General features: G+C 62.7%; 21 protein-coding genes and 1 pseudogene. 20 read left to right on the plus strand and 2 right to left on the minus strand.

Annotation, left to right across the window (positions count from 1 at the left end; genetic code table 11):
* Positions 1-165 precede the first annotated feature (165 nt).
* Genes AC0L2R_RS13270 through AC0L2R_RS13305 form a run of 8 tightly spaced genes read left to right on the plus strand, consistent with a single transcriptional unit; the run spans position 166 to position 10,446 of the window.
* Complete coding sequence (locus AC0L2R_RS13270; protein WP_473509412.1) at positions 166-1,707, plus strand: sugar ABC transporter ATP-binding protein; 1,542 nt, start codon at positions 166-168, stop codon at positions 1,705-1,707.
* 19 nt (positions 1,708-1,726) lie between these two features.
* Positions 1,727-2,716 carry an ABC transporter permease gene (locus AC0L2R_RS13275; RefSeq protein WP_473509414.1) on the plus strand — a complete coding sequence of 330 codons (990 nt, stop codon included), beginning with the start codon at positions 1,727-1,729 and terminating at the stop codon, positions 2,714-2,716.
* Positions 2,717-2,744: 28 nt separating this feature from the next.
* Positions 2,745-3,725, plus strand: coding sequence for a sugar-binding transcriptional regulator (locus AC0L2R_RS13280; RefSeq protein WP_473509416.1), 981 nt, complete (start codon positions 2,745-2,747; stop codon positions 3,723-3,725).
* Positions 3,722-4,717: an aldo/keto reductase gene (locus tag AC0L2R_RS13285; RefSeq protein WP_473509418.1), complete on the plus strand. Its 996-nt coding sequence runs from the start codon at positions 3,722-3,724 to the stop codon at positions 4,715-4,717. Before AC0L2R_RS13280 ends, AC0L2R_RS13285 begins: the two co-directional genes overlap by 4 nt.
* Positions 4,718-4,735: 18 nt before the next feature.
* The gene (locus tag AC0L2R_RS13290) at positions 4,736-6,472 is read left to right on the plus strand and encodes a glycerol-3-phosphate dehydrogenase/oxidase (RefSeq protein ID WP_473509420.1); all 1,737 of its coding nucleotides are present in this window, start codon (positions 4,736-4,738) and stop codon (positions 6,470-6,472) included.
* On the plus strand, positions 6,445-7,287 hold the full coding sequence (locus tag AC0L2R_RS13295) for a class I fructose-bisphosphate aldolase (protein WP_473509421.1): 843 nt from the start codon (positions 6,445-6,447) through the stop codon (positions 7,285-7,287). The genes AC0L2R_RS13290 and AC0L2R_RS13295 overlap by 28 nt, the downstream gene beginning before the upstream one ends.
* Before the next feature lie 25 nt (positions 7,288-7,312).
* Positions 7,313-8,827, plus strand: coding sequence for an FGGY-family carbohydrate kinase (locus tag AC0L2R_RS13300; protein ID WP_473509423.1), 1,515 nt, complete (start codon positions 7,313-7,315; stop codon positions 8,825-8,827).
* Complete coding sequence (locus tag AC0L2R_RS13305; RefSeq protein ID WP_473509425.1) at positions 8,812-10,446, plus strand: GMC family oxidoreductase; 1,635 nt, start codon at positions 8,812-8,814, stop codon at positions 10,444-10,446. The genes AC0L2R_RS13300 and AC0L2R_RS13305 overlap by 16 nt, the downstream gene beginning before the upstream one ends.
* Positions 10,447-10,522: 76 nt before the next feature.
* Here AC0L2R_RS13305 and AC0L2R_RS13310 read toward each other — a convergent pair whose 3' ends face one another.
* Positions 10,523-11,311, minus strand: coding sequence for a class I SAM-dependent methyltransferase (locus AC0L2R_RS13310; protein ID WP_473509427.1), 789 nt, complete (start codon positions 11,309-11,311; stop codon positions 10,523-10,525).
* Positions 11,312-11,424: 113 nt separating this feature from the next.
* Between AC0L2R_RS13310 and AC0L2R_RS13315 the strand changes: the two genes are divergently transcribed.
* From AC0L2R_RS13315 to AC0L2R_RS13330, 4 genes are all read left to right on the plus strand, one after another.
* A complete protein-coding gene (locus tag AC0L2R_RS13315) occupies positions 11,425-12,555 on the plus strand; it encodes an ABC transporter substrate-binding protein (RefSeq protein ID WP_473509428.1) in 1,131 nt (376 codons plus the stop codon).
* A complete protein-coding gene (locus AC0L2R_RS13320; protein ID WP_027156395.1) occupies positions 12,545-13,612 on the plus strand; it encodes a FecCD family ABC transporter permease in 1,068 nt (355 codons plus the stop codon). Before AC0L2R_RS13315 ends, AC0L2R_RS13320 begins: the two co-directional genes overlap by 11 nt.
* Positions 13,606-14,391 (plus strand): ABC transporter ATP-binding protein, encoded by a 786-nt coding sequence (locus tag AC0L2R_RS13325; protein WP_473509430.1) that lies wholly within the window; start codon positions 13,606-13,608, stop codon positions 14,389-14,391. The genes AC0L2R_RS13320 and AC0L2R_RS13325 overlap by 7 nt, the downstream gene beginning before the upstream one ends.
* A gap of 241 nt (positions 14,392-14,632) precedes the next feature.
* Positions 14,633-15,154, plus strand: coding sequence for a hypothetical protein (locus AC0L2R_RS13330; RefSeq protein ID WP_473509431.1), 522 nt, complete (start codon positions 14,633-14,635; stop codon positions 15,152-15,154).
* A 103-nt stretch (positions 15,155-15,257) separates the two neighbouring features.
* Here AC0L2R_RS13330 and AC0L2R_RS13335 read toward each other — a convergent pair whose 3' ends face one another.
* Positions 15,258-16,202 carry a lipid kinase gene (locus AC0L2R_RS13335; RefSeq protein ID WP_473509433.1) on the minus strand — a complete coding sequence of 315 codons (945 nt, stop codon included), beginning with the start codon at positions 16,200-16,202 and terminating at the stop codon, positions 15,258-15,260.
* Positions 16,203-16,355: 153 nt separating this feature from the next.
* Here AC0L2R_RS13335 and AC0L2R_RS13340 point away from each other — a divergent pair, with 153 nt between their 5' ends.
* The 8 genes and pseudogenes from AC0L2R_RS13340 (at position 16,356) to AC0L2R_RS13375 (ending at position 23,559) form a co-directional block, all read left to right on the plus strand.
* Positions 16,356-16,589 carry an AbrB/MazE/SpoVT family DNA-binding domain-containing protein gene (locus tag AC0L2R_RS13340; RefSeq protein ID WP_473509727.1) on the plus strand — a complete coding sequence of 78 codons (234 nt, stop codon included), beginning with the start codon at positions 16,356-16,358 and terminating at the stop codon, positions 16,587-16,589.
* A gap of 22 nt (positions 16,590-16,611) precedes the next feature.
* Positions 16,612-16,728: pseudogene (locus tag AC0L2R_RS13345) on the plus strand (DNA-binding protein); the annotation flags it as partial.
* Positions 16,729-16,891: 163 nt separating this feature from the next.
* Positions 16,892-17,482, plus strand: coding sequence for a hypothetical protein (locus AC0L2R_RS13350; RefSeq protein ID WP_473509435.1), 591 nt, complete (start codon positions 16,892-16,894; stop codon positions 17,480-17,482).
* 3 nt (positions 17,483-17,485) lie between these two features.
* A complete protein-coding gene (locus AC0L2R_RS13355; protein ID WP_473509437.1) occupies positions 17,486-17,974 on the plus strand; it encodes a hypothetical protein in 489 nt (162 codons plus the stop codon).
* Complete coding sequence (locus tag AC0L2R_RS13360; protein WP_473509439.1) at positions 17,953-19,536, plus strand: ABC transporter transmembrane domain-containing protein; 1,584 nt, start codon at positions 17,953-17,955, stop codon at positions 19,534-19,536. The genes AC0L2R_RS13355 and AC0L2R_RS13360 overlap by 22 nt, the downstream gene beginning before the upstream one ends.
* A gap of 251 nt (positions 19,537-19,787) precedes the next feature.
* Entirely contained in the window at positions 19,788-21,632 is a 1,845-nt protein-coding gene (locus tag AC0L2R_RS13365; protein ID WP_473509729.1) for a TRAP transporter large permease, read from the plus strand.
* Positions 21,633-21,661: 29 nt separating this feature from the next.
* Positions 21,662-22,678, plus strand: a complete 1,017-nt coding sequence (locus AC0L2R_RS13370) for a TRAP transporter substrate-binding protein (protein ID WP_473509440.1) — start codon at positions 21,662-21,664, stop codon at positions 22,676-22,678.
* Positions 22,679-22,755: 77 nt separating this feature from the next.
* Positions 22,756-23,559, plus strand: coding sequence for an SDR family NAD(P)-dependent oxidoreductase (locus AC0L2R_RS13375; protein WP_473509442.1), 804 nt, complete (start codon positions 22,756-22,758; stop codon positions 23,557-23,559).
* Positions 23,560-23,567: the final 8 nt, after the last annotated feature.

Below are 23,567 nucleotides of genomic sequence, written 5' to 3' on the forward strand. Positions count from 1 at the left end.
TTTTTTGGGGGCCCCCCCCCCCCCCCCGCCGGCCCCCCCCCCCCCCCCCCCCCCACCCCGCCCCCCCCCCGCCCCGCCCCCCGCCCCCCCCCCCCGGGGGGGGGGCCCGCCCCCCCCCCCTCGACCCGGGCCATATCATCAATTTCAACGCTGAAGGGGGACGGAGTGACTGCCGCCGCCATTCTTGAAATCCGCGACATCTCGAAATCCTTCGGTGCCATCAAAGCGCTGACCGGGGTCGATTTCACGCTGCAGAGGGGCGAAATTCACGCGCTGTGCGGCGAGAACGGCGCCGGCAAGTCCACGCTGATGAATATCATCGCCGGCATTGTGCAACCCGACGAAGGCGCCATTCGTCTCGAAGGCAACAACGTCACCGTCACATCGCCATCCGCCGCGCAGCGGCTTGGCATAGGCCTCGTCCATCAGGAAATCGCGCTCTGCCAGGATGCCACGGTGGCCGAGAATATCCTCATGGCGGCCGTCAACAATCGACGCGCGCCGCTGATGAATTTTCGCCGGCTCTACGCCGATGCGCAGAAGATAATGGACCTGCTGGCACCGATCCCGGTCGAGACGCCAGTCGCCGATCTTTCTATTTCCAACCAGCAACTTGTGGAAATCGCCAAGGCGCTGACGCTCGAATGCCGGGTGCTGATGCTCGACGAGCCGACGGCCGCGCTGACCGAGACCGAGGCGCAGCGCCTTTTCGCAATCGTCCGCGATCTCAAGGCGCGCGGAATTTCAATCATCTACATCAGCCATCGCATGGCGGAGATCTTCAGCCTGTGCGACCGCGTCACGGTGTTTCGTGACGGCAGATACGTAGCGACCGATTCTATCGCTTCGGTCACTCCCAATGATGTCGTGCGCAAGATGGTCGGGCGCGAAATCACGCAGCTCTATCCGCAAAAGCTCTCGCCTGAACGGCGTACCGACCGCCCTGTGCTGTCGGTCGAAAATCTCTCCTATCGACAGGGTTCCGCTGGCGTCAGTTTCACGCTTCGAGCAGGCGAAATTCTTGGCGTTGGCGGGTTGATTGGCGCCGGTCGCAGCGAGATGGTCCAGACCGTTTGCGGCTTGCGCCCGAAAGTGTCGGGATCGGTCGAACTCAATGGCGAGCCGGTCAGCATCAGGACTTACAGCGATGCGGTGCGCGCAGGCCTGGTCTACCTCTCGGAGGACCGCAAGGCGTCGGGCCTGTTCCTCGACCTGTCGGTTGCATCCAATATCTCCGCGCTCGACCTTCGGAAGCTGACCACGCCACTTGGGCTGCTCGATCGCCGCGCCGAGGCAAAGCAAGCCACCGACCTGGTCGTGCGCCACGGTGTGCGCATGGGCGGCATCGAGACACAGGTGTCGACGCTCAGCGGTGGCAACCAGCAGAAAGTCGCCATCGCCAGGCTTCTGTCGGTCGGCCCCAAAGTGGTCATTCTGGACGAACCTACACGCGGGGTCGATGTCGGTGCCAAAGTGGAAATTCATCGCCTGCTGCGCGATCTCGCCGAGCGGGGCGTCGGCGTCATCGTGATTTCATCCGAGCTTCCGGAATTGATCGGACTGAGCGACCGGGTGCTTGTCATACACGAAGGTGCCATCGTCGGCGAACTGGGGGCTGACGAATTGACCGAAGAGGCAATCATGCTGCTGGCTTCGGGTCTCCGGCAGCAACGATCAAACGCAAGGCAGGTTCAGAATGTCGCTTAGACAGACCGGAGGAACCCTCATGGACGCTGAAATCAAGGCGAGCGCCCCCGGGCTTGGCGGGCGCAACCGGCTGCGTCTTGGGTCGATGCGCGAGGCGGGGCTGATCGCTATCATGCTGGCGCTGTGCATCGCCATGACATTCGCTTCGCCGCATTTCCTGACCTGGGGAAATTTCCGCGCCATGCTGATGAGCTTCTCCATTGAAGGCATCGTCGTGGTCGGCATGACGATACTCCTCATTGTCGGCGGCATCGACCTTTCCGTCGGGTCGGTGGTCTGCTTCTCCATGGTCGTGTCAGGCGCTCTGTTCCTGATGGGTCTGGACCCGTGGACCGCGAGCCTCATCGGCATAGGCGCCAGCGCGCTGATCGGCGCGGTGATGGGCTTCTTCGTGACCGTTATCGGGCTCAATCACTTCATCACATCGCTGGCGGCGATGGTGATCGTGCGCGGTCTCTGTCTTGTCATCACCAAGGGAACCCCGCTGTCGCTGTTCACCCTGCCGCCCGGGTTCAAGGCGATCGGCCAGGGCAGCTTCGGCAATGTGCCTTATGTCATCGTCATCTTTGTTGTGGTCGTGGCCATATTCGATTTTCTGCTTCGGCGTGCCACGGCCTTCCGCAAGGTCTTTTATACCGGCAGCAACGAGAAGGCGGCCCAATTTTCAGGCATCAAGACCAAGCAGGTCAAATTCTGGGTCACGGTTCTCTGCTCCACCCTCGCGGGCTTTGCCGGCATCATCTATATGTCACGCTTTGGCGCTGCGACCCCGACCTTCGGCGCTGGCATGGAGCTCAACATCATCGCCGCGGCGGTGATTGGCGGAGCATCGCTCAACGGCGGCTCGGGCACCATCTTCGGCGCCATACTGGGCATGGCGCTGCTCTCGGTCGTCACAAGCTCGCTGATCCTGCTCGACGTTTCCGTCTATTGGCAGGACATGATCAAGGGATGCATCCTGCTCGCGGCGGTATCGATCGACCACTTCCTGCACCGCAGGAAGTCCTGAGCAGCAGCGCAAGAGTTGAGCATCCATCATGTCACCACCCAATTCGCGGGACGACGTCACGATCGTCCGCCAGATGTATCAGGCGCTTGTGCTTCATTACATGGAAGCCAAGACGCAGGCGGAAATCGCCAAGGAACTCGGCATCTCGCATGCGACTGTCAACCGCCTCATCAAACGCGGTCATCAACTCGGGCTTGTCGAGATCAAGATCAAGTCGCCGGTCGAGCAACTGATCGACATCGAGGCGCGACTTGTCGCGATCGGTGGACTCCAAAGGGCCGTCGTCGTCCCCTCCGTTTCGGACAATCCCCAGACTGCGCTTCAGCGTGTCGGTGAGGCCGCAGCCAGGCTGGTGCTCGAGACGATCAAGGACGGCGACACGATTTCCATCACCGGGGGCAAGGGGGTGAGTGCCGTCGTCGCCGGCCTCAAGCCGAGCCGCAGCTACGACGTCGAGGTTGTTCCCGCGACCGGCCTAGTCCAGGGCAAGCATTACACCGACGTCAATCATGTCGCGTCTCTGATGGCCGACAAGCTCGGCGGGCGCGCCTATCAGATTCACGCGCCGCTGTTTGCCGAAAGCCCGGCCCAACGTGACATGCTGATGGGCGTCCGGGCGGTTTCGGACGTCTTCAACAAGGCGCGCGAAGCAACGCTTGCGGTCGTCGGCATCGGCTCCATCCTGGCCGATGATTCGAGCTACTACGATCTGCACCCATCCTCGAGCGCCGACCGGCTGGCCATCGAGCGCTCTGGCGCGGCGGGCGAACTGCTCGCCCATCTCATAGACGGCGACGGCAAGCTCGCGGACTACAGCCTCAACCGCTCACTGGTCTCGCTGACGCTCGAGGAATTCGCGACCATTCCGCAGTCGATCGGGGTCGCAAGCGGCGCCAGCAAGGTGGTCCCGATCCTCAGTGCCATGCGCGGCTCTCACCTCGACACTCTCGTCACCGACGAAACCACCGGCTTGAAGATCCTCGAGCTCGCCGAAGGAAATGCAGCATGAATACTCGACAAATCACCCGCTCAATCGGCAAGTCCGGCGTTGTCGCTTCGGCGGTGGGACTCGGCACCTGGGCCATCGGCGGCTGGATGTGGGGTGGCACGGATGAAGCAGAATCGATCGCCGCCATCCAGGCGTCCTTCGATGCCGGCGTTTCACTGATCGACACCGCGCCGGCTTACGGTCTTGGCCGCAGCGAAGAGATCGTCGGCAAGGCAATCAAGGGCCGGCGCGACCGCGCGGTCATCGCCAGCAAATGCGGCCTCAACTGGCATTCGAAAAAGGGCAACCACTTCTTCGATCAGGATGGAACGCCGGTGAACCGATATCTGGGCGCCGACGGCATCGCTTATGAAGTGGAACAGAGCCTGCGGCGGCTCGGCACCGACTATATCGATCTCTACATCACCCATTGGCAGGACCCGACGACACCCATTGCCGAAACAATGGAAGCGCTCGAACGCCTCAAATCCGCTGGCAAGATCCGCGCCATCGGCGCCAGCAATCTCAATGCTGCCGAGCTGCAGCAGTATGTCGCCGCTGGCCAGCTCGACGCGATCCAGGAAAGATATTCGATGCTGGATCGCGACATCGAGCAGACATTGCTGCCGATCGCGCGCCAGCATCAAGTTGCAGCACTCAGTTATTCGTCGCTTGCACTCGGCCTGCTCTCGGGCGCCATCGATCCGGCGCGTGAGTTCAGCGGCGACGACCAGCGCAAGGACAATCCTCGATTCTCTCAGGCCAGCCGGCGCAAGGTAGCCGCGCTGAAACATGCCCTGGTCCCGGTCGCTGAGGTCCACCAGGCAAGCATGGCGCAGATCGTCATCGCCTGGACGCTGGCGCAACCCGGCATCACCTTCGCGTTGTGTGGAGCGCGAAACGCGACGCAGGCGCTCGACAACGCCAGGGCAGGGGAGATCTTGCTGAGCGCGGCGGAACTGGGGACGATCGATGCGGCGGTGGCCGGGCATCTCGTAGCGATAGACGCGTGATCGAAAGCGCGTCCTGAGATGAATCGGATCCAGACGATCGCCGGCTTGCGCGAGAACCCCGATGTTGACGTCCTCGTGATAGGCGGCGGCATCAACGGCATCAGCGTGTTTCGCGAGCTCGCTTTGCAGGGCGTCGATGTCCTGCTCGCCGAAAAGGGCGATTATTGCTCCGGCGCCAGCGCAGCCCTCTCGCGCATGGTTCATGGCGGCTTGCGCTACCTTGAAAACGGCGAGTTCAAGCTGGTCCGCGAATCGCTGCTCGAACGCGATCGGCTATTGAAGAACGCGCCGCATTGCGTTGCGCCACTGCCAACCACAGTGCCAATCTTCGACCTGTTCTCAGGCATAGCAAATGGCGCATTCCGCTTCCTTGGGCTAAGCCGTCGTCCGGGTCGGCGCGGCGCATTGGTCATCAAGACCGGCCTGGCGATGTATGACTTCTTCACCGCCGCACGGCGTATCGTCCCGACGCACAAGTTCAGGAGCCGTGCTGAAACACTCAAGGTCTGGCCTGCAATCAATCCTGCTATCCGCAATTCGGCGACATACTATGACGCCTGGGTCAGCCACCCCGAGCGGCTGGGTACCGAGATGCTGCGCGACACCATGAACGAAAAGCCATCGGCTCGAGCGCTCAACTATGCACGCATATCGTTCGGTGACGCGGGCCTTGCGCTTAACGACGGACTGTCTGGCGAAACAGTTGCCGTGAAGCCGCGGCTCGTCGTCAACGCCACAGGCGGCTGGATCGACCTGACCAATTCGGCTATCGGAGCCGTTGCGCCGAAATTTATGGGTGGCACCAAAGGATCGCATCTGATCGTCGATAATCGCGAGCTTCACGACGCGCTCGACGGCCACATGATCTATTACGAGAACGAGGACGGCCGGATCTGCATCCTGTTCCCCTATCTCGGCAATGTGCTGGTCGGCTCGACGGATATCCGTGCCGACGATCCCGACCAGGCGCGCTGCGAGGACGACGAGCGGCAATACATCCGGCAGTCCGTGTCCTTCGTGTTTCCCGGGATCGAGATCACTGATACCGACATCGTCTTTCAGTTCACCGGGGTGAGGCCGCTACCGATAAGCCGGGACAGTTTTACCGGGCGCATTCCCCGCGATCATTTCTGCGAGCTCATCGAGGGCGCCGGTATGGTGCCGCCGACGCTGTGCATGATCGGCGGGAAATGGACAACCTTCCGGTCGTTCGGCGAACTGGCAGCGGATATCGTGCTCGAGCGATTGTGCCGACAGCGCATCGTCGGCACCGAAAACATGCCGATCGGCGGCGGCCGGCATTTTCCCATGGCCCCCGAAAAATGGTGCGCAGAACGCGCGGCGGCGCATGGCCTGTCGCTTGACCGCATGCGCAGCCTGTTCGAGCGCTACGGCACCGTGGCGGATGCCGTCGCCGCTTTTTTGGCAGCGGGACAGGACGAGCTCTTGCCTGGCAGCGACTACTCGGTCCGGGAGATTCAGTATCTCATCGCCAATGAATATGTCGAGCAGCTGGAGGACCTGCTGCTCCGCCGCACGACAATTGCCATCACCGGTGCACTCTCTTGCGACCTTCTCGATGCGGTTCTCGATATTCTCGCAGTCGAAAAGAGCTGGGACGCTGCGCGCAAGGCATTCGAGCGCACCGATTTCCTCGCCCTGCTGCAGCGCCAGCACGGCGTCGATCTCGACCAGCTATCGCAAAAAGACCAAGGAAGGAGCGCCGAATGCGCATCAACAAGAAAGTCCGCATGAACCGGCTGTTCGGCGGGGCGCGCTGTCTCGACGTCGCAATCGACCATGGCGTATGCAACGAGCCGTCTTTCCTGGAAGGGCTGGAGGATATGGCCGGCGTCGTCGCCCAGCTGGTCGCCGCGGGGCCGGACGCCATTCAGATGAATTATGGCCAGGCCGATTTGCTGCAGACCCTGCCCGGCAAGGACAAGCCGGCATTGGTCATGCGCATAGACATGGGCAATCCCTATAACAAAACCCGCCATCGCTCGATGTGGGCCATCCTGCAGAACGAAGCCGAGCCGCTGATCGGCGCGCTGGAGATGGACGCGGCCTGCGTGGTCGTCAATCTGTTCATGCTGCCCGACGAGCCGGACCTGTTTCGGCAATGCGTCCACAACATTGCCAGGGTTCGCGCCGACTGTGAAAGATATGGCTTGCCGCTGATGATCGAGCCGCTGGCAATGCTGCCCAATTCGGAGCGCGGAGGCTACATGGTCGACGGCGACCCCGAAAAGATCGTCACCCTGACCCGGCTCGCCGGCGAGATGGGCGCCGACATCATCAAGGCGGATCCGACGACCGATCCGAACGACTTCCACCGGGTGGTGGCTGCGGCACGCTGTCCTGTCCTTGTGCGCGGTGGGGGCAGGGAGGATTTGCGCGCCGTCTTCGACAAGTCGGCGGCGCTGATGGCACAAGGCGCGGCAGGCATGGTCTATGGCCGCAACATATATCAGCATTCCAACCCTCGTGCCGTCGTGAGAGGATTGATGGCGATCATCCATGAGAATGCCGACGGCGCGCTGGCCTGGGAGCTCTACCAGCAAGAATAATCTTTGCAGCTTGGGAGGAGCTTCAATGCCGCGATACATTCTTGGCCTTGATGCTGGCAATACCGTCATCAAGGCCATCATCTTCGACACCGCCGGTCGCGAACTCGCACTTGCCGCTCGCGACGGCCGCTCCTGCATGCCAGAGCCCGGCCATGTCGAGCGGGACCTCGGCGAATTGTGGCGCAACGCCGTCGAGGTCATCCGCCAGTGCCTCGACCAATCGGGCATCGACCCCCGCGACATCGCGGTGATCGGCTGCGCCGGCCACGGCAACGGGCTCTATGCGCTGGACCGCGGCGGCGACCCGCTGCTCGGCATCCAGTCGCTCGACACGCGCGGCGTCGGCATCGTCAGCGAATGGGCGGCCGCAGGCGTTGGCGACCGGACCTATATCCACTGCCTGCAACGGCCCTGGGCGGCGCAGACGCCGACTCTGCTGGCGTGGCTCAAGCGCCATGATCCGGCACTTTTTGCCAAAATAGGCACCGTCTTCCTGTGCAAGGATTTTATCGTCAACCGCCTCACCGGCACGCGCTCGACCGAGACCTCGGATATGTCGGGCTGCGGGCTTTTGCACATGCCCGGCCGACGCTACGAGCCTGAGTTGCTGGCCGCCTATGGTCTCGACGATTGCATGGAACTGCTGCCGAACGTGCTGGAAGCCTCCGCCATCGCCGGCCATGTCACGCGCGATGTCGCCGCTGCCACCGGCCTTCTTGCGGGCACGCCAGTGGTGGCGGGCCTGTTCGACGTCGTCGCCAGCGCCATCGGTTCGGGCGTCACCAGCACCGGCGCCGCCTCGATCATTGCCGGCACCTGGAGCATCAACCAGGTTATCACCCAAGAGCCGATCCGCGATCCGTCTATCTTCATGCTGTCGACCTTCGATCCGCTGCGCTATCTCGCCATCGAATCGAGCGCCACTTCGGCCGCAAATCTCGAGTGGATCGTGCGTGAGTTTTTCGAGCATGCGCCGCCGGCAGGCGCATCGCCATTCGAGATCTGCAGCGAGCTTGTTGCTTCCGTCGATCCCGCGGGAGACATGCCGATCTATCACCCATTCCTTTACGGCTCGCAGCAGAATGGCAAGGCGCGTGCCGGTTTCTACGGCATCGCCGGCTGGCACACGCGGGCTCATATGCTGCGCGCACTGTTCGAGGGCGTCGTCTTCGAGCACCGGCGCCATGTCGAGACGCTGCGTCGAGCGGGAGCCATTGTCAGCCAGGCGGTTCTTTCGGGCGGCGGCTCGCGCAGCGCCGTTTGGCCGCAGATATTCGCAGATGTGCTGGACGTGCCGGTGACCGTGGCGCGCAGCCGTGAGACAGGTGCGCTGGGAGCTGCGATTGCAGCCGGGACAGGCGTCGGCTTATTTGCCGACTTCTCTGCGGGCGCCGCCGCGATGACCGCGCCCGACCGATGCTACCAGCCCAATTGCGCGATCGCACCGGTCTACGAGCGGCGCTATCGTCTCTATGGTGAGATCAACAAGGCCATGGGTCCGCTATGGGACAGGATGGCAAGCGAATGGACGTCCAATTGACACAGACCGCTGCCGATTTTGGACAGTACGACTTCATCATCGTCGGCGCGGGTTCAGCCGGCTGCGTGCTGGCCAACAGACTGTCGGCCAATCCAGCCATGCGCGTGCTGCTTCTCGAAGCCGGCGGCAGCGATCGCTATCACTGGGTCAACATTCCCATCGGCTATCTCTACTGCATGGGCAACCCGCGCACCGATTGGCTGATGAAGACCGAGCCGGAGCCCGGGCTGAACGGTCGTGCGCTCAACTATCCGCGCGGCAAGCTTCTGGGCGGCTGCTCGTCGATCAACGGCATGATCTACATGCGTGGCCAGGCGGCCGACTATGATGGCTGGCGGCAAGCCGGGAATCTCGGTTGGGGCTGGGATGACGTGCTTCCGTATTTCCGCAAGTCCGAGGACCATTTTGGTGGCGCCAACGACCTTCACGGCGCCGGTGGCGAATGGCGCGTCGAGCGCCAGCGCCTGTCGTGGCCAATCCTGGATGCCTTCCGCGATGCTGCCGAGGAACTCGGCATCCCCCGGACCGAGGATTTCAACGGCGGGACCAACGAAGGGTCGGGCTATTTCGAGGTCAACCAGAGGAAAGGCGTGCGCTGGAATACCTCTAAGGCGTTCCTGCGCAGCGCGCTGCGACGGCCGAATTTGCGCGTCGTCACCGGCGCCGAGACCGAGATGCTGGATTTCGACGGAGCTTGCGTCACCGGCGTTGTCTTTCGCATGGGCGGCCAACTGCATCGTGCGCGGGCAGGCGAGACGATCCTTGCCGCCGGCGCGATCAATTCGCCGAAGCTGCTCGAGCTTTCCGGCGTCGGCCGACCTGCCGTGCTTGGCGCAGCAGGAATCCCGGTTCGCCACGCGCTGGAAGGCGTCGGCGAGAACTTGCAGGATCATCTGCAGATCCGCACAGTCTTCAAGGTCGCCAACGCCTCGACGCTAAACCAGCGCTACCACAATCTGTTCAGCCGTGCGGCTATGGGCGTCGAATACGCTATCCGTCGCAGCGGACCGCTGTCGATGGCGCCGAGCCAGCTTGGCATCTTCGCCAGGAGCGACCCACGCCTGGAGACGCCCGATCTCGAATACCATGTCCAGCCGTTGAGCACTGACCGGCTGGGCGAGCCGCTGCATCGCTTCCCCGCGGTCACGGTTTCGGTCTGCAATCTCAGACCGGAAAGCCGCGGCACCGTCCACATGGAGGCGTCCGATCCGCAGGCGGCTCCGAAGATCCGGCCGAACTATTTGTCTACCGAGGGAGACAGGACCGTGGCTGTGGCATCGCTCCGCCACGTCCGCCGCTTGATGAAGGCGCGTGCCATTGCCCGTTACGCGCCTGAGGAAATGCTGCCCGGTGCACATAATGAAAGCGAAGAAGATCTCGTCCGCAAAGCCGGCGATATCGGCACCACGATTTTCCACCCGGTCGGCACCTGCAAGATGGGCGCAGGCTCGACGGCAGTGGTCGACGGCCGGCTGCGGGTGCACGGCATTTCTGGCCTGCGCGTCGTCGACGCTTCGATTATGCCGACGATCGTTTCCGGCAACACCAACTCTCCAGTGGTCATGATCGCGGAGAAGGCATCGGAGATGATCCTCCAGGACGCCAATCAGAAGAAATAATCCTCGGTGGCGCATCTGAGCTGACGCCGACCGGCAGCTATTGCCTGTCGTGCCGTCGCCCCGCAATGCCGAGGTATTACTGCGGCTTTGTCGCGCAGATCGCGAAGCGATGTTGAGTGGCGCGTTCGAGCGCCTTGGGCCAACTCATCCGTCGAGCCTGGGCGCGATGGATCGCGCCCAGTTTCCAGTCGACGACCGGCTGCTCGAACCCGGCTTCGGCCAGCAAGCGAACTATCTCTTCCGCCCGTGCGCCGCCTGAGAAATAGACACGGGCAAGAATGTTCTGGTGACGTCTGGCCATGGCGGCGCCGTCATCGTCCGAGACCTGGGACTTGCCGGCCGTGAGCTTCTCCCAAAGTTCCCGCATACGCGTCGCCCAGTTGCGGCTGACAAAATCGCCGTCGATGACCAGCAGCCTGCCGCCGGGCTTCAGCAGCGAGAACCATTCGGCAAAGGCCGCCTTCGGATCCAGCAGCGTCCAGACCAGGTGACGGGTGACGATGACATCGTAGCTCGCTTTGTCCTCGAGCGTGCGTTCGGCATCCCTCTCGATGAAACGGATATCGGCGCCGCGTTTTTGTGCCTTGGCGCGCGCCTTGGCGAGCATGGCTTCCGACCAGTCCAGGCCTGTCACCACAAAGCCCAGATCGTGCATCAGATGCGAAATGACGCCAGTCCCGCAGGCGAGATCCAGAGACGCCCGCCCGGCGCCTGGCCCAATGTGCCTGGTTATGAGCGCGTGCCAGGCGGCACGCTCCTGCTCGGAAAAAATCTCGTGGCCGACCTGCAGGTCGAATGTCTCGGCGCGGTCGGACCAATAGTCCCGAATCTCGTCGCGCAGCGAATAGTTTGCGTGAGCCGTCATTGCCCGAAACGTACTCCCCAAAGCGGCTACATTGGAATTGCTCTAAAAGAAAAATCTTGATTATGCAATTCATGTTTCATAAGCGGGGCCGGCAACTGAATTGCGAGAGCCCAATGATTTTGAAATCGATATTTGCGGCCGCGGTCGCGCTCGCGGCCTTGATGCCGCTTACCCCAGGCGCGCGCGCCGAGACCGTCACCGACATTGCCGGCCGCAAGATCGAGGTGAAGACGCCGGTCGAGAAGGTCATCCTCGGCGAAGGCCGGCAGATCTACCTGATCGCCGCGCTCGATACCGACAACCCTTTCAAGCGCATCGTTGGCTGGCGCGAGGATTTCTCCCAGGCCGATCCGGACAATTACGCCGTCTATCTGGAAAAATTCCCGTCGATGGCGGCCATACCGACCTTCGGCGGTTTCAAGGACGGCACCTTCGACATCGAGCAGGCCATCGTACTTGACCCGGACGTGATGATCATGAACATCGAGTCCAAGCAGGCAACCGAGGACGCGCAATACATCGAGAAGCTCGCCGCCGTCGGCATTCCGGTGGTCTATGTCGATTTCCGCGAGCAACCCTTCACCAACACCGAGCCGAGCATGCGCCTGATCGGCAAGCTGCTTGGCCAGGAACAGCGGGCCGAGGCGTTCATCGCCTACCGCGCGGCCCAGATCGCGCGCGTCACCGATGTGATCGCAGAGAAGAACCCCAAGCGCCCGACCGTGTTCATCGATCGCGCCGGGGGCTATTCCGATGATTGCTGCATGAGCTTCGGCAACGACAATTTTGGCAAGTTCGTCGACATGGCCGGCGGGGCCAATATCGCGGCCGACCTGATCCCGGGCACGTTTGGCGCGCTCAATCCCGAACAGATCATCGCCAGCGATCCCGACCAGGTGATTGTGACGGGCGGCAATTGGGAGGCCTATGTGCCGGGCGGCAAATGGGTCGACGTCGGTCCCGGCGCCGACGAAGCCGCGGCACTGAAGAAACTCAGGGGCCTGACCGAGCGGCCCGCGCTGACCGGCATCAAGGCGGTGGAGAACGGGCAGGTCCACGCCATCTGGCACCAGTTCTACAACAGCCCCTATCAGTTCGTCGCCATACAGCAGATGGCCAAATGGCTGCATCCCGACCTGTTCGCCGATCTCGACGCCGAGGCCACCTTCAAGGAGTTGCACGAGAAGTTCCTGCCGGTCGGGTACAGGCCTGGCCATTGGGTCTCGCTCTCCGATGAGCAGTGAACCGGCCGCACTGTCAGCCAAACAAGGGCGCGGGCTCTACCGCGCCCTTGTCCTGCGCAAGCAACTGATCCTGGCGGGGCTCGCCCTGGCGCTGCTGCTGAGCCTCTGCATCGACCTCGCGCTCGGGCCCGCAAGCTATAGCCTCGACCAGGTGGTGCTCGCCCTGGTTTCTCCCGGCAGTGTGCCGCTTCAGGTGCGCGTCGTGTTGTGGGACATCCGGCTTCCCATCGCGCTCATGGCAGTGGTCGTCGGCGCAGCACTGTCGGTCGCCGGTGCGCAGATGCAGACCATCCTCAACAATCCGCTCGCCAGCCCGTTCACGCTCGGCATTTCGGCGGCGGCCAGCTTTGGCGCAGCCCTCGCGCTCGCCTTCGGCGTCGCGCTGATCCCGGCCGCGATCGAATATATCGTGCCGCTCAACGCCTTCGTGGTGGCGATGCTGACCGCGCTCGTCATCCACCTGCTCAGTCTCAAGCGCGGCGTGACGGTCGAAACCATCGTGCTTCTCGGCATCGCGCTCGTATTCACCTTCAATGCGCTGCTGTCGCTCGTCCAGTATCTTTCCTCCGAGCAGGCGCTCGCCGCGGTCGTGTTCTGGACGATGGGAAGCCTCACCAAAGCCACCTGGCCCAAGCTCATCATTACCAGCCTCATCCTTCTTGCAACACTTCCGATATTCGTGCGCCGCGCCTGGGCGCTGACGGCGCTGCGGCTAGGCGAGGACAAGGCCGCGAGCTTTGGCGTCAAGGTCGCACGCCTCAGGCTCGAAACCATGATGATGGTGAGCCTCCTTGCTGCCATTCCCGTCGCCTTCGTCGGCACGATCGGCTTCATCGGGCTTGTCGGCCCGCACATCGCCCGCATGCTGATCGGAGAAGATCAGCGCTTCTTCCTGCCCGCCTCGGCGCTTTCGGGGGCGCTCATCCTTTCGGCGAGTTCGGTTGCCAGCAAGTCGCTCGTTCCAGGCACGATCTTCCCGATCGGCATCGTCACCTCGCTTATCGGCATTCCCTTCTTCATCTCGCTGATCCTCTCGAATGTGAGGCGCTCATGGTAACGATCAGGCTCGATGGTCTCGGAGCCTTCCACGGGGCGCGGCTCGTCCTTTCGGATGTTTCAACTCCCATGTTCCGGGGTGGCGAGGTTGTCGCCGTGATCGGACCCAACGCAGCGGGCAAGTCGACGCTGTTCAAGCGCATCGCAGGACTTCTGAAGGGCCCGGGACGCGTCTGCCTCGAGGGAGCGGTGAAGGGGCCGGACGGCATCTGCTATATGCCGCAGGATACGGCAGCCAACGCGGTGCTGACCGTCTATGAATCGATTCTGCTCGCCCGCAAGCAGGGCTCGGCATGGTCGGTCAGCGACGGCGACCTCGCACTCATAGACGGCATCCTGGCCGCGCTCAGCATCTCGGATCTTGCCTTTCGCAACGTCGGGGAATTGAGCGGGGGGCAAAGGCAGGTGGTAAGCATCGCCCAGACCCTGGCTCGCGAACCTGAAATCCTGCTGATGGACGAGCCGACGTCCGCGCTTGACCTGCACCGGCAGGTGGAGGTGCTGACCTTCATGCGCGGGCTTGCGCGCAAGCACGGGATCGCGGTGCTGATCGCAATTCACGACCTCAATCAGGCCCTGCGCTTCGCCGACAAATGCATCGTTATTGCCGAGGGCCGGATGGTCGCCTGCGGCACGCCGGAAGATGTCGTTACGCCGGCGCTTTTGCGTGATGTGTACCGCGTCGAGGCGAGAATCGAGCGCTGCTCGCGGGGTATTAGTCATGTCATGGTGGACGGCGTCGCCGCCGAACCGGCAGCGACTGCATCGATAGCAGCTTAGGCATCTGCGGTCGAAAACCAAAAGCCTGGAAAATAGATCAAAATTCTAGCGTAAATAATTGAATTAAAACATTTTCCGACGCCATGGCGGCTATTTTGGCGACGAATGGAGGCATTCACTCGCGACCGCTGGACGTCCTTCGACGAGCCACTGTCGTACGAGATACTTTGGGTAGACAGAGGTCGTGAAAACGCGCGATAAGGTTAGCCTGCGCTAGATTCAGAGATGGCCGGGGCACCAGATGATGGCACGCCGAATGTGCAACGCAATGCTTGGCTTCGCGGCGCTTGCCATAACCGCGTGCCAATCGGCGCCTGAAACGCCGCGACCCACTGTCGAACCTGCGTTAGGACCTGGACCCATTCCGGCCCAAACCGCCTCGGATCCTGCCGCTGTTCCTTCCGGTTCGGCAATTATTGATCAATCCGTGGCGGTCACTCCGCCTGCCAAGACCGTCCCGACAAAATATGCTGCTTTTTCGGGTCTATGGGCCGGACGATTGGAGGGGATATATGACGCCAAACTTGCTGTTCAGACGATTTCTTCCAATGGCAAGGTGACGGTCACCTACGCGTGGGGAACTCTGGGCGACAACCATCCGGGAGAGGCCGCCGGCACTGGAAAAATTGTGGGGACTACGTTGAAGCTTGAGCGCCTGCCGAGTGGCGCAGACGTCAGTTTTGTCATGCGGCCCGACAGAACCCTGGCCGGAACCGTCAGGCTTGCCGGCCAGACCTACACGGGCGCGTTCGTCAAGCAATGATCGAAGACATGCCCGGAAGGCTATGTTGCTGTTGCCAGATCACTTCTGATCGAGAGATGACCGCGGGCGATTGGGTTTGTTCGGCGCGCGCTTGGTCGCCAGTCTAGCCGCTGTTTGCGCTGACCGCGTCACCAGGCACCTTTGTGCGGGGCTGTATGCGCGCGGCGGCAGGCGCGAACACCGAAATTGCCTTCGGGTGGACCTTGAAATGCGCCGGGGTCGAGGTGACGATCTCACCGTCAGTGTTCACCGGCATCGGCCTTTTCGTCTCGATGTCGAACTCGACGCATCTGGCTGTGCGAACCTCGCTCCAGGCGCCGTGCGTGCCGGAGCGGAACGAGCGCAACAAGAGCGCCATCTTCCAGAGATTCGTCATTTCCAGGCTGTACAGGTCGAGATGGCCGTCATCGATCTCCGCGGTCTCCTCGACGACGTTGCCGCCGCCATAGTGGCGGCCGTTGCCGACCGCTATCTGGTAGGTCTCGACTTCGGTCGTTGCGCCCTTTTCGGTAATCCTTGCTTCAAAGTGGCGGGCCTTGGTCAACACTTTCATGGCCGCCAGGGCATAGCCAAACCTGCCGAAACGCTTCTTCAGCGCCGGATCCAGCCCCTGGGCAAGATCGGTGCTGAGGCCGATGCTCGCGACGTTGAAGAAAGCGTGGCCATTGACGGTTCCGATATCGATCAGACGTCGTCCGCCCTCTACTATCACGTCGGCCGCCTTCCCAAGATCCAACGGTATTTCGAGGGTACGCGCCAGATCGTTCGCCGTCCCCATCGGAATGATGCCCATCGCCAGCCCGCTTTCCATGACCGCGACCGCCGCCGAGGACACCGAGCCATCGCCGCCGCACACGATCACAAGATCGGCCCTATGGCGAAGGCGCACGATGTCGCGTGCTATCTCGGGCAGTGCCTCAAATGTCTCGACGCTGACGCGGAGCCCTCCGGCTTCCAGCCGCTCGACGACCGGTGCGAGAGATTCCTGCCCGCGTCGTGCCTTTGGATTGATGAGTAGAAGCGCGCGTCTGTTCGTAATGTCATTCATGCGGCGTAGATAGGGTGCATGGCTGCGGATTACGACGTCGACAGGCGCGCCCGGGGAAACAAGCCACAAAATCACGGCTTCGGCAGCCGCTTGTGGAGGTTGAAATTCGGTCCACATAATAATACCGAAAATGGGTACTACCAAGGTGCGGACATGACCAACACAGTCACAGCCAAAGGACAGGTGACCATCCCGAAGTCGGTCCGGGACCTGCTCGGAATCGTTCCGGGCAGCAAGGTTGATTTCCGCCGCACCGATGACGGCAATGTGGTGATTGTGCGTAGTGACAAGAAGCAGCCCGCGAGCCGCTTTGCGAAATTGCGCGGCCATGCCGGCAAGGGCCTCGACACCGACGCGATCCTGGCGCTGACGCGTGGCGACGCGTGACGCTGGTCGGCTCGATCCTGTAATGGACGATGCGAACTGGGCGGATTGGTCGATCGACGGGCTTGAGGCGGCAAGCCTCAATGGGCCGTTGCTGATCAACGATGCGGTCTATGCCGAACTTGCCGTCCGCTATGACCGCACGCCTGTTTCTCGTCCGCTGCTTCGCGCGGCGTGTGCGTAGGCCCCGCGGCTTGGGTCCACGCCATCGCGGCGAAAAGAATTGCAACCCACCGAGAATAATCCTGGTTCGACCGCGTTCTCCCCCAGGTAACAGCGCCCCCTTGGTGACCGGAGAGACCACAATGGAAATTCTTGACTGCGAACGCATCGCGAAGGCCAAGCGGGCTTTCACGACCCGCCGAATTCCCACTGAGCGCATGCGGATGTTGCTTGCGCCTCCCGCCGAACCGAAGGCAGGCGACCTGGTGCTCGCGCGGATCGAGGCGCTCGGTCACCACAAGTCGGTCGAACTGCCCTCGGGACGCAAGGCGGCACTTGCCGCGACGGACGAAGTCGTCCTGGCCTACGGCAACCGCTACGCCCCTGATCAGTTCGAGGCGATCGTGCCGGCAGATCTCGGACCGTGCCATATGGTGGCGGCAGGCGGAGTGGCTTCGCGGGCGTTGGCATGGCACGACAAGACCATATCTCCGACTGCGATCGTGCCGCTCGGCCTCGTCACCAACTCATGTGGCCGCGTTCTGAACGTTGCAGACTTTGCGGTTGCGCCGCAGCCGGCGCGGCTGACCCCGCCGACAATCGTTGTCTTCGGAACGTCGATGAATTCGGGCAAGACGACAACAGCTGCAAGCCTCGTGCGTGGTTTGACCAGGGCAGGTTTTGCAGTTGGTGCGGCAAAGGTGACCGGAACCGGAGCCGGCAACGATCTCTGATCGATGATGGATGCTGGAGCATGCGCCGCCCTTGATTTCACTGATGCCGGCTTTGCCACGACCTATCTTGCCCCAATCGATGCCATCGTCGACGGCGCGCAGCATTTGCTGCACTCTCTTGCCGCCACGGGGGCGAAGATCGCGGTTCTGGAGGTCGCGGATGGGCTATTCCAGTCCGAGACGGCCGCGCTGGCAAAGTCCCCGAAATTCCGCGAGCTGGCCGGCGGCGTGCTGTTTGCCGCAGGCGATGCGATGGGCGCGGTGGCGGGCTGCGAAAAGCTGCGCGAGCTTGGATACGACGTGCTCGGGCTCAGCGGGCTCCTGACCTGCTCGCCGCTGGCGCGCCGGGAAGCAGGCGCTGCCAACGCCCCTGTCTATGGCGTCAAGGAACTCACCGATCCGGCGACCGCGGCAAGCATAGTCTCAGGGATATTGAACCCGCGCCTGATGGTGATCGCTGGAGGTGCACAATGCCTCTACCAGGAATCCTGATCGGCACGCGACTGGTCGCCCTTGCGGTTCTTGTCGCCATCGGCTTTGCCAAGGCCGCCACGTCGCTCGCTCTTGTCGCCATCGTCGGTGCGGCGGTTTCCGGGGAACCGCAGCCGCTCGGGCAGGGCAGGCTGATCGTGGCCAGCCTTTCGCTCGGCATCGCGCTCTTCGCACTCGGGGTGATGCAGCGCCGACAGGGGGCAGCTTTTGCACTGGACTATGTGCGCGAGGTCCGCAGACTGCTGGTCGAGCAGCTCTTTGCGTTGCCGCCTGGCGCCGGCCGGACCGGTCTCGGCCTGGTAATGACCCGCCTCGTCACCGACCTCTCCGCCATCAGATCCTGGCTGGCCGACGGCGTCGCTTCCCTCTTTGTTGCGGGTCCTTCCGTCGTTCTCATCGTGGTTGGCGCCTTCTGGCTTGCCCCAGGGGTTGCGCCGTTCCTGCTTTGCGGCGTTCTTGCCTGGTCGATCGTCTGTCTTGTTGCCTTGCCGTTTCTTCACCGGGCCATCCGCGAAAGCCGGCGGAGGCGGGGACGGCTTGCCGGCCGTCTCGGCGACATCGTTGCCGCCCGGGCGGCGTTTGCCCATTTCGGCAAAAGCGGAACGTCCACACGAAAGATCGACCGGATGTCGGAAGCGCTCAACATGTGGCTCGTTCGCCGGGCAGGGTGGTCGGGGGCTGCGCGCGCGTCCAGCGACTTCGTCATGCCCGTGATCGTCGTCATCCTCGTGGCCTATGCGTTTTCGGGCCGCCCGGCGATGCTGGTTGGCGATCTCAGCACGCTATTGCTCCTCGCCGGTCTGACGGTTGGCCAGCTTTCCGACCTCGCTCGCGCCGCCGATTATCGGCTTGCCTATGTCGAGTCCCGCCGCCGGATTGCCTCCATCCTGGCAAGGCCGGTGCTTGTGGATCCTGTGAATCCAGTTCCCCTGCCGCGCTCGACGTCAGGCCGGCGGCTGCGCATCGAATTTCATTGCCGACACGGCACGCCGTCAAAAGTGCTGGAGGCCGCGCCCGGCGCGTCGATCCTGCTTGGCGGTGATACGCCTGAAGCACGCAGCGCGCTTTTTTCCAGCATCGCAGGTTTCGAGGAAAACAGCGGCCTGGCGATTTTCCTCGATGACATCCCCGTCGACAAGATTTCGCAACGCGACCGGCGCCGGGCAATCACCGTTTTGTCGCCGGCGATCCCGTTGGTGCGGGCAACAATGCTCGACAATATTGCCCTGGGAGCGCCCTCAGCGACCTCGCAAGAAGAGATAATCGCCACGGCCTCGCTGTGCGGCCTGGCAGTCGATGAACCTACAGACAGGCGACTGGAGCCTCCTCACGTCGGTGCAATGCAGGCCGCCCAGATCCGTGCCGCACGAGCGCTAGTCCGATCAGCGGCCGTGCTCCTAGTCGACGACCTCGATGTCTGCAAGGACCGGGACTTGCTTGCGGCCGTTCTTGCCCACGCGCGTGCCGCGCAAACGACAGTGATCGTCTCGTGCGAAGCAGTCACTGCGGGCATGGAATTCGATGATACCTGGCGTCTCGATTGCGAGTGCAATCCCTCTTGAATACCCCTGTCTAGGTCTATCGATCCACAATATGGATCGCATTTTCGCCGCAAGTCGCTGATATGCAGCCGATTGCATGCCAAAAATCGGTTATGCGAAATAACAGGTCCATGATATAGACCTTGTACGAAATCTGTAACGAGCGGGAGGAGATCGCTTTGTTCCGATTTCGGCGTGAGCGTTTCAGGCAGGCGTTGTTGCCTGATCCGAGCGGAGGAGCTTGAAGCATGGCAGCCGCCAGCAACAACACGATGATCGTCGATACGCCGGCCGAGGTGCTGGATGCGCGGCCAGGGTCACGGCTGATGTGGCCGGTCGAGGCGGTGGCCTCGATCCTGCTCGTCTTCGTCATCGGTCTGCTGCTCGCCGGCGTCATCTCGCGCTACGTGCTGGCGTTGCCGATCGTCTGGATCGATGAGGCCGCTTCCATCTCCTTTCTCTGGCTCGCCATGCTCGGCTCGGCGATCGCCATCGACCGCAACGAGCATCTGCGTCTTACCATCTTCCTCAACATGATCCCCGAGCGCGGCCGCCACTTCGTGGACGCCCTCGCTTTGCTCGTGGTGGCGACGGTGCTGCTTGCGCTGATTGTGCCGGCAAGCCAGTATGTACAGGAGGAGTGGTACGTCACCTCGGCGGCGCTCAACATTCCGATGAGCTTCCGCGCCTCGGCAATTGTCGCCGGGCTGGCATTGATGTCTGTCATCGCCGTGGGCCACGCGATCCGCGCAGCGACGCTCGCCAACCTGGCCGCCGCTGTCGCAGTCATTGCCGCACTGGCCGTGGTCGGCTGGCTGCTTTCGCCATTGTTCCTCACGCTCGGCTACGCCAACATCGTCATCTTTCTCGTCGGCGTGGTGGCGGTCTGCCTTCTGCTCGGTGTGCCGATCGCTTTCTGTTTCGGCGTCGGCACGATCGCCTTCATCGCCTTCAGCACGCACGTGCCGATGATCGTGCTTGTCGGCCGCATCGACGAGGGGATGTCGAGCCTCATCCTGCTGTCGGTGCCGATCTTCGTCCTGCTCGGCTGTGTGCTCGACGCGACAGGCATGGGCAAGGCGATCGTCGAGTTCATGGCGTCGCTGCTCGGCCATGTGAAGGCCGGCATGTCCTACGTGCTGCTGGGCTCGATGTTCCTCGTCTCGGGCATTTCCGGTTCGAAGGTTTCCGACATGGCGACCGTCGCTCCGGCACTTTTCCCAGAAATGAAGCGGCGCGGCCACAAGCCCAGGGAGATGATCGCGTTGCTCGCAACAGGCGCTGCGATGGCCGATACGGTGCCGCCATCGATCGTGCTGATTGTGCTCGGCTCGGTCGCCGGCGTTTCGATCGCCGCGCTTTTCACCAGCGGCTTCGTCATCGCCGTGGTTCTGTTGCTCGTCCTTGCGGTGCTCGCGCGCTGGAAGGCTTCGGGCGAGAGCATGGAAGGCGTCCATCGCGCTCCGTTCTCGCTCGTCTGGAAGACGCTGCTCGTCTCCGCCCCCGCACTGGTGCTTCCCTTCCTGATCCGCGGCGCCGTCGGCGGCGGCGTCGCCACCGCCACCGAGGTTTCCACAATCGCCGTGCTCTATGCGCTGGTCATCGGCGCGTTGTTTTATGGCGGCATCGGCGCGAAGAAATTCTACGCCATGCTGGTCGAGACGGCGGCGCTGTCCGGCGCCATCCTGCTCATTCTCGGCACCGCCTCGGCAATGGCCTGGGCGCTGACGCAAACCGGCTTCGCCAACCAGCTGGCCATCTACATGACTGACCTGCCCGGAGGCTGGTTCTCCTTCATGCTCGTCACCATCGCCGTCTTCATGGTTCTCGGCTGCGTTCTTGAAGGCCTGCCAGCGATCGTTCTGATGGCGCCGATCATGTTTCCAATCGCCGCTCGGCTGGGCATCAACGACGTGCACTATTCTATGGTCGTCGTGACGGCGATGAACATCGGGCTTATGGCGCCGCCTATCGGCATCGGCTTCTACATCGCCTGCAAGATCGGCGACGTCTCGCCCGACGAGGCCATGAGCGCCATCTGGCCCTACCTCGGTGCGTTGCTTGCCGGCCTGTTGCTGATCGCTGCCGTCCCGGCGCTGTCGGTAGCCTATCTCTAGCCACTCGGATTCAACCAGGAGGAAACACGATGACCATCACCCGCCGCAGCTTGATGATTGGCGCAGCCGCATCCATCCCGCTCGTGAGCACCATCCGCTACGCCGGGGCGCAGGCGGCGGAGTTCAACTACAAATACGCCAACAACCTGCCGCTCACCCACCCGATGAACCTGCGCGCGCAGGAAGCCGTCGAGAAAATCCGCAAGGAGACCGGCGGCCGCGTCGCCATCCAGATATTCCCCAGCAACCAGCTCGGCGCCGACACCGACATGCTGAGCCAGGTTCGCTCGGGCGGCGTCGAATTCTTCACGCTGTCGCCGCTGATCCTTTCCACGCTCGTCGCCAATGCCTCGATCAGCGGCATCGGCTTTGCCTTCTCGGACTACGACGCGGTGTGGGCGGCGATGGATGGCGACCTCGGAAAATATGTGCGCGGCGAGATCGAGAAATCGAACCTGGTCGTCATGGAGAAGATCTGGGACAACGGCTTCCGCCAGATCACCAGTTCCGTCGGCCCGATCGAGACGCCCGCGAACCTCGAAGGCTTCAAGATTCGCGTCCCGGTCAGCCCGCTCTGGACCTCGATGTTCACCGCCTTCAAGTCGGCGCCGGCCAGCATCAACTTCGCCGAAGTGTATTCGGCGCTGCAGACGAAGATTGTCGACGGGCAGGAAAACCCGCTCGCCATCATCTCGACGGCCAAGCTCTACGAGGTGCAGCAGTTCTGCTCGCTCACCAACCACATGTGGGACGGCTTCTGGTTCCTCGCCAACAAGCGGGCCTGGGAGGCGATGCCGCAGGACATGCGCGAGATCGTCGCCAGGAACCTCAACGAGGCCGGCGTGAAGGAGCGCGAGGACGTCGCCAAGCTCAATGCCACGCTTGAGCAGGAGCTCGTCGGCAAGGGCATGAAGATCAACCATCCGGATGCGGCCCCGTTCCGGCAGACGCTGAAGGACGCCGGCTTCTACGCCGAGTGGAAGGGCAAGTACGGCGACGAAGCCTGGGCCATCCTGGAAAAGGCTGTTGGCGCCAGCCTGACCTGAGGGCGGGCGGCTCCCGGGCGGGCGGGCCATGTGGCTCCGCCCGATAACAGCCACGGCTTTTTGCAAGGAATTCGATGGTGGTCGACCGGCTCAGGGGAAAATCCGCAATTGTCTTCGGCGCAGGGTCGTCCGGACCCGGCTGGGGCAACGGCAAGGCGGCGGCGGTCGCCTTCGCGCGCGAAGGTGCGCGCGTCGCCTGCGTCGATCTCGCGGCGGCGGCCGCCGCCGAAACCGCTGATATCATCCGCGACGAAGGCAACCAGGCGATCGCGTTGTCGGCCGACGTGACCAGTCTGGCCTCAGTCGAACTGGCAGCAGCGGCGGCAATGGAGGCGTTCGGCGCCATCGACGTCCTGCACAACAATGTCGGCGTGACCCATATGGGCGGTCCTATTGAACTCGATGAGGACGCGTTCCAGGCCGCCCTCGACCTCAATATCGGACCGGTCTACCGCACCGCCAAGGCGGTGTTGCCGCATATGTTCAAGGGCGGCGGCGGTGCAATCGTCAATATCTCGTCGCTCGCCGCGATACGCTACGTCGGCTATCCCTATTTCGCCTATTATGCGGCCAAGGCCGCGGTGAACCAGGCCACAGTGGCGCTGGCCATGCAATATGCCCGGCAAGGTATTCGCGCCAACTGCATCATGCCGGGCCTGATCGACACGCCGATGATCTATCAGCAGATTTCCGGCCAGTATGGTTCGGCCGACGAGATGGTGGCCGCCCGCAACGCCATGGTGCCGATGGGGCGGATGGGAACAGCGTGGGACGTCGCTGCGGCGGCCGTGTTTCTTGCGTCCGAGGAGGCGCGCTTCGTCACCGGCGTTTGCCTGCCTGTCGATGGCGGCCAAAGCTGCGCCGTCTGCGAGCTCCGCTGACCATGGAC

The sequence above is a fragment of the Mesorhizobium sp. WSM4820 genome, from assembly GCF_055811075.1.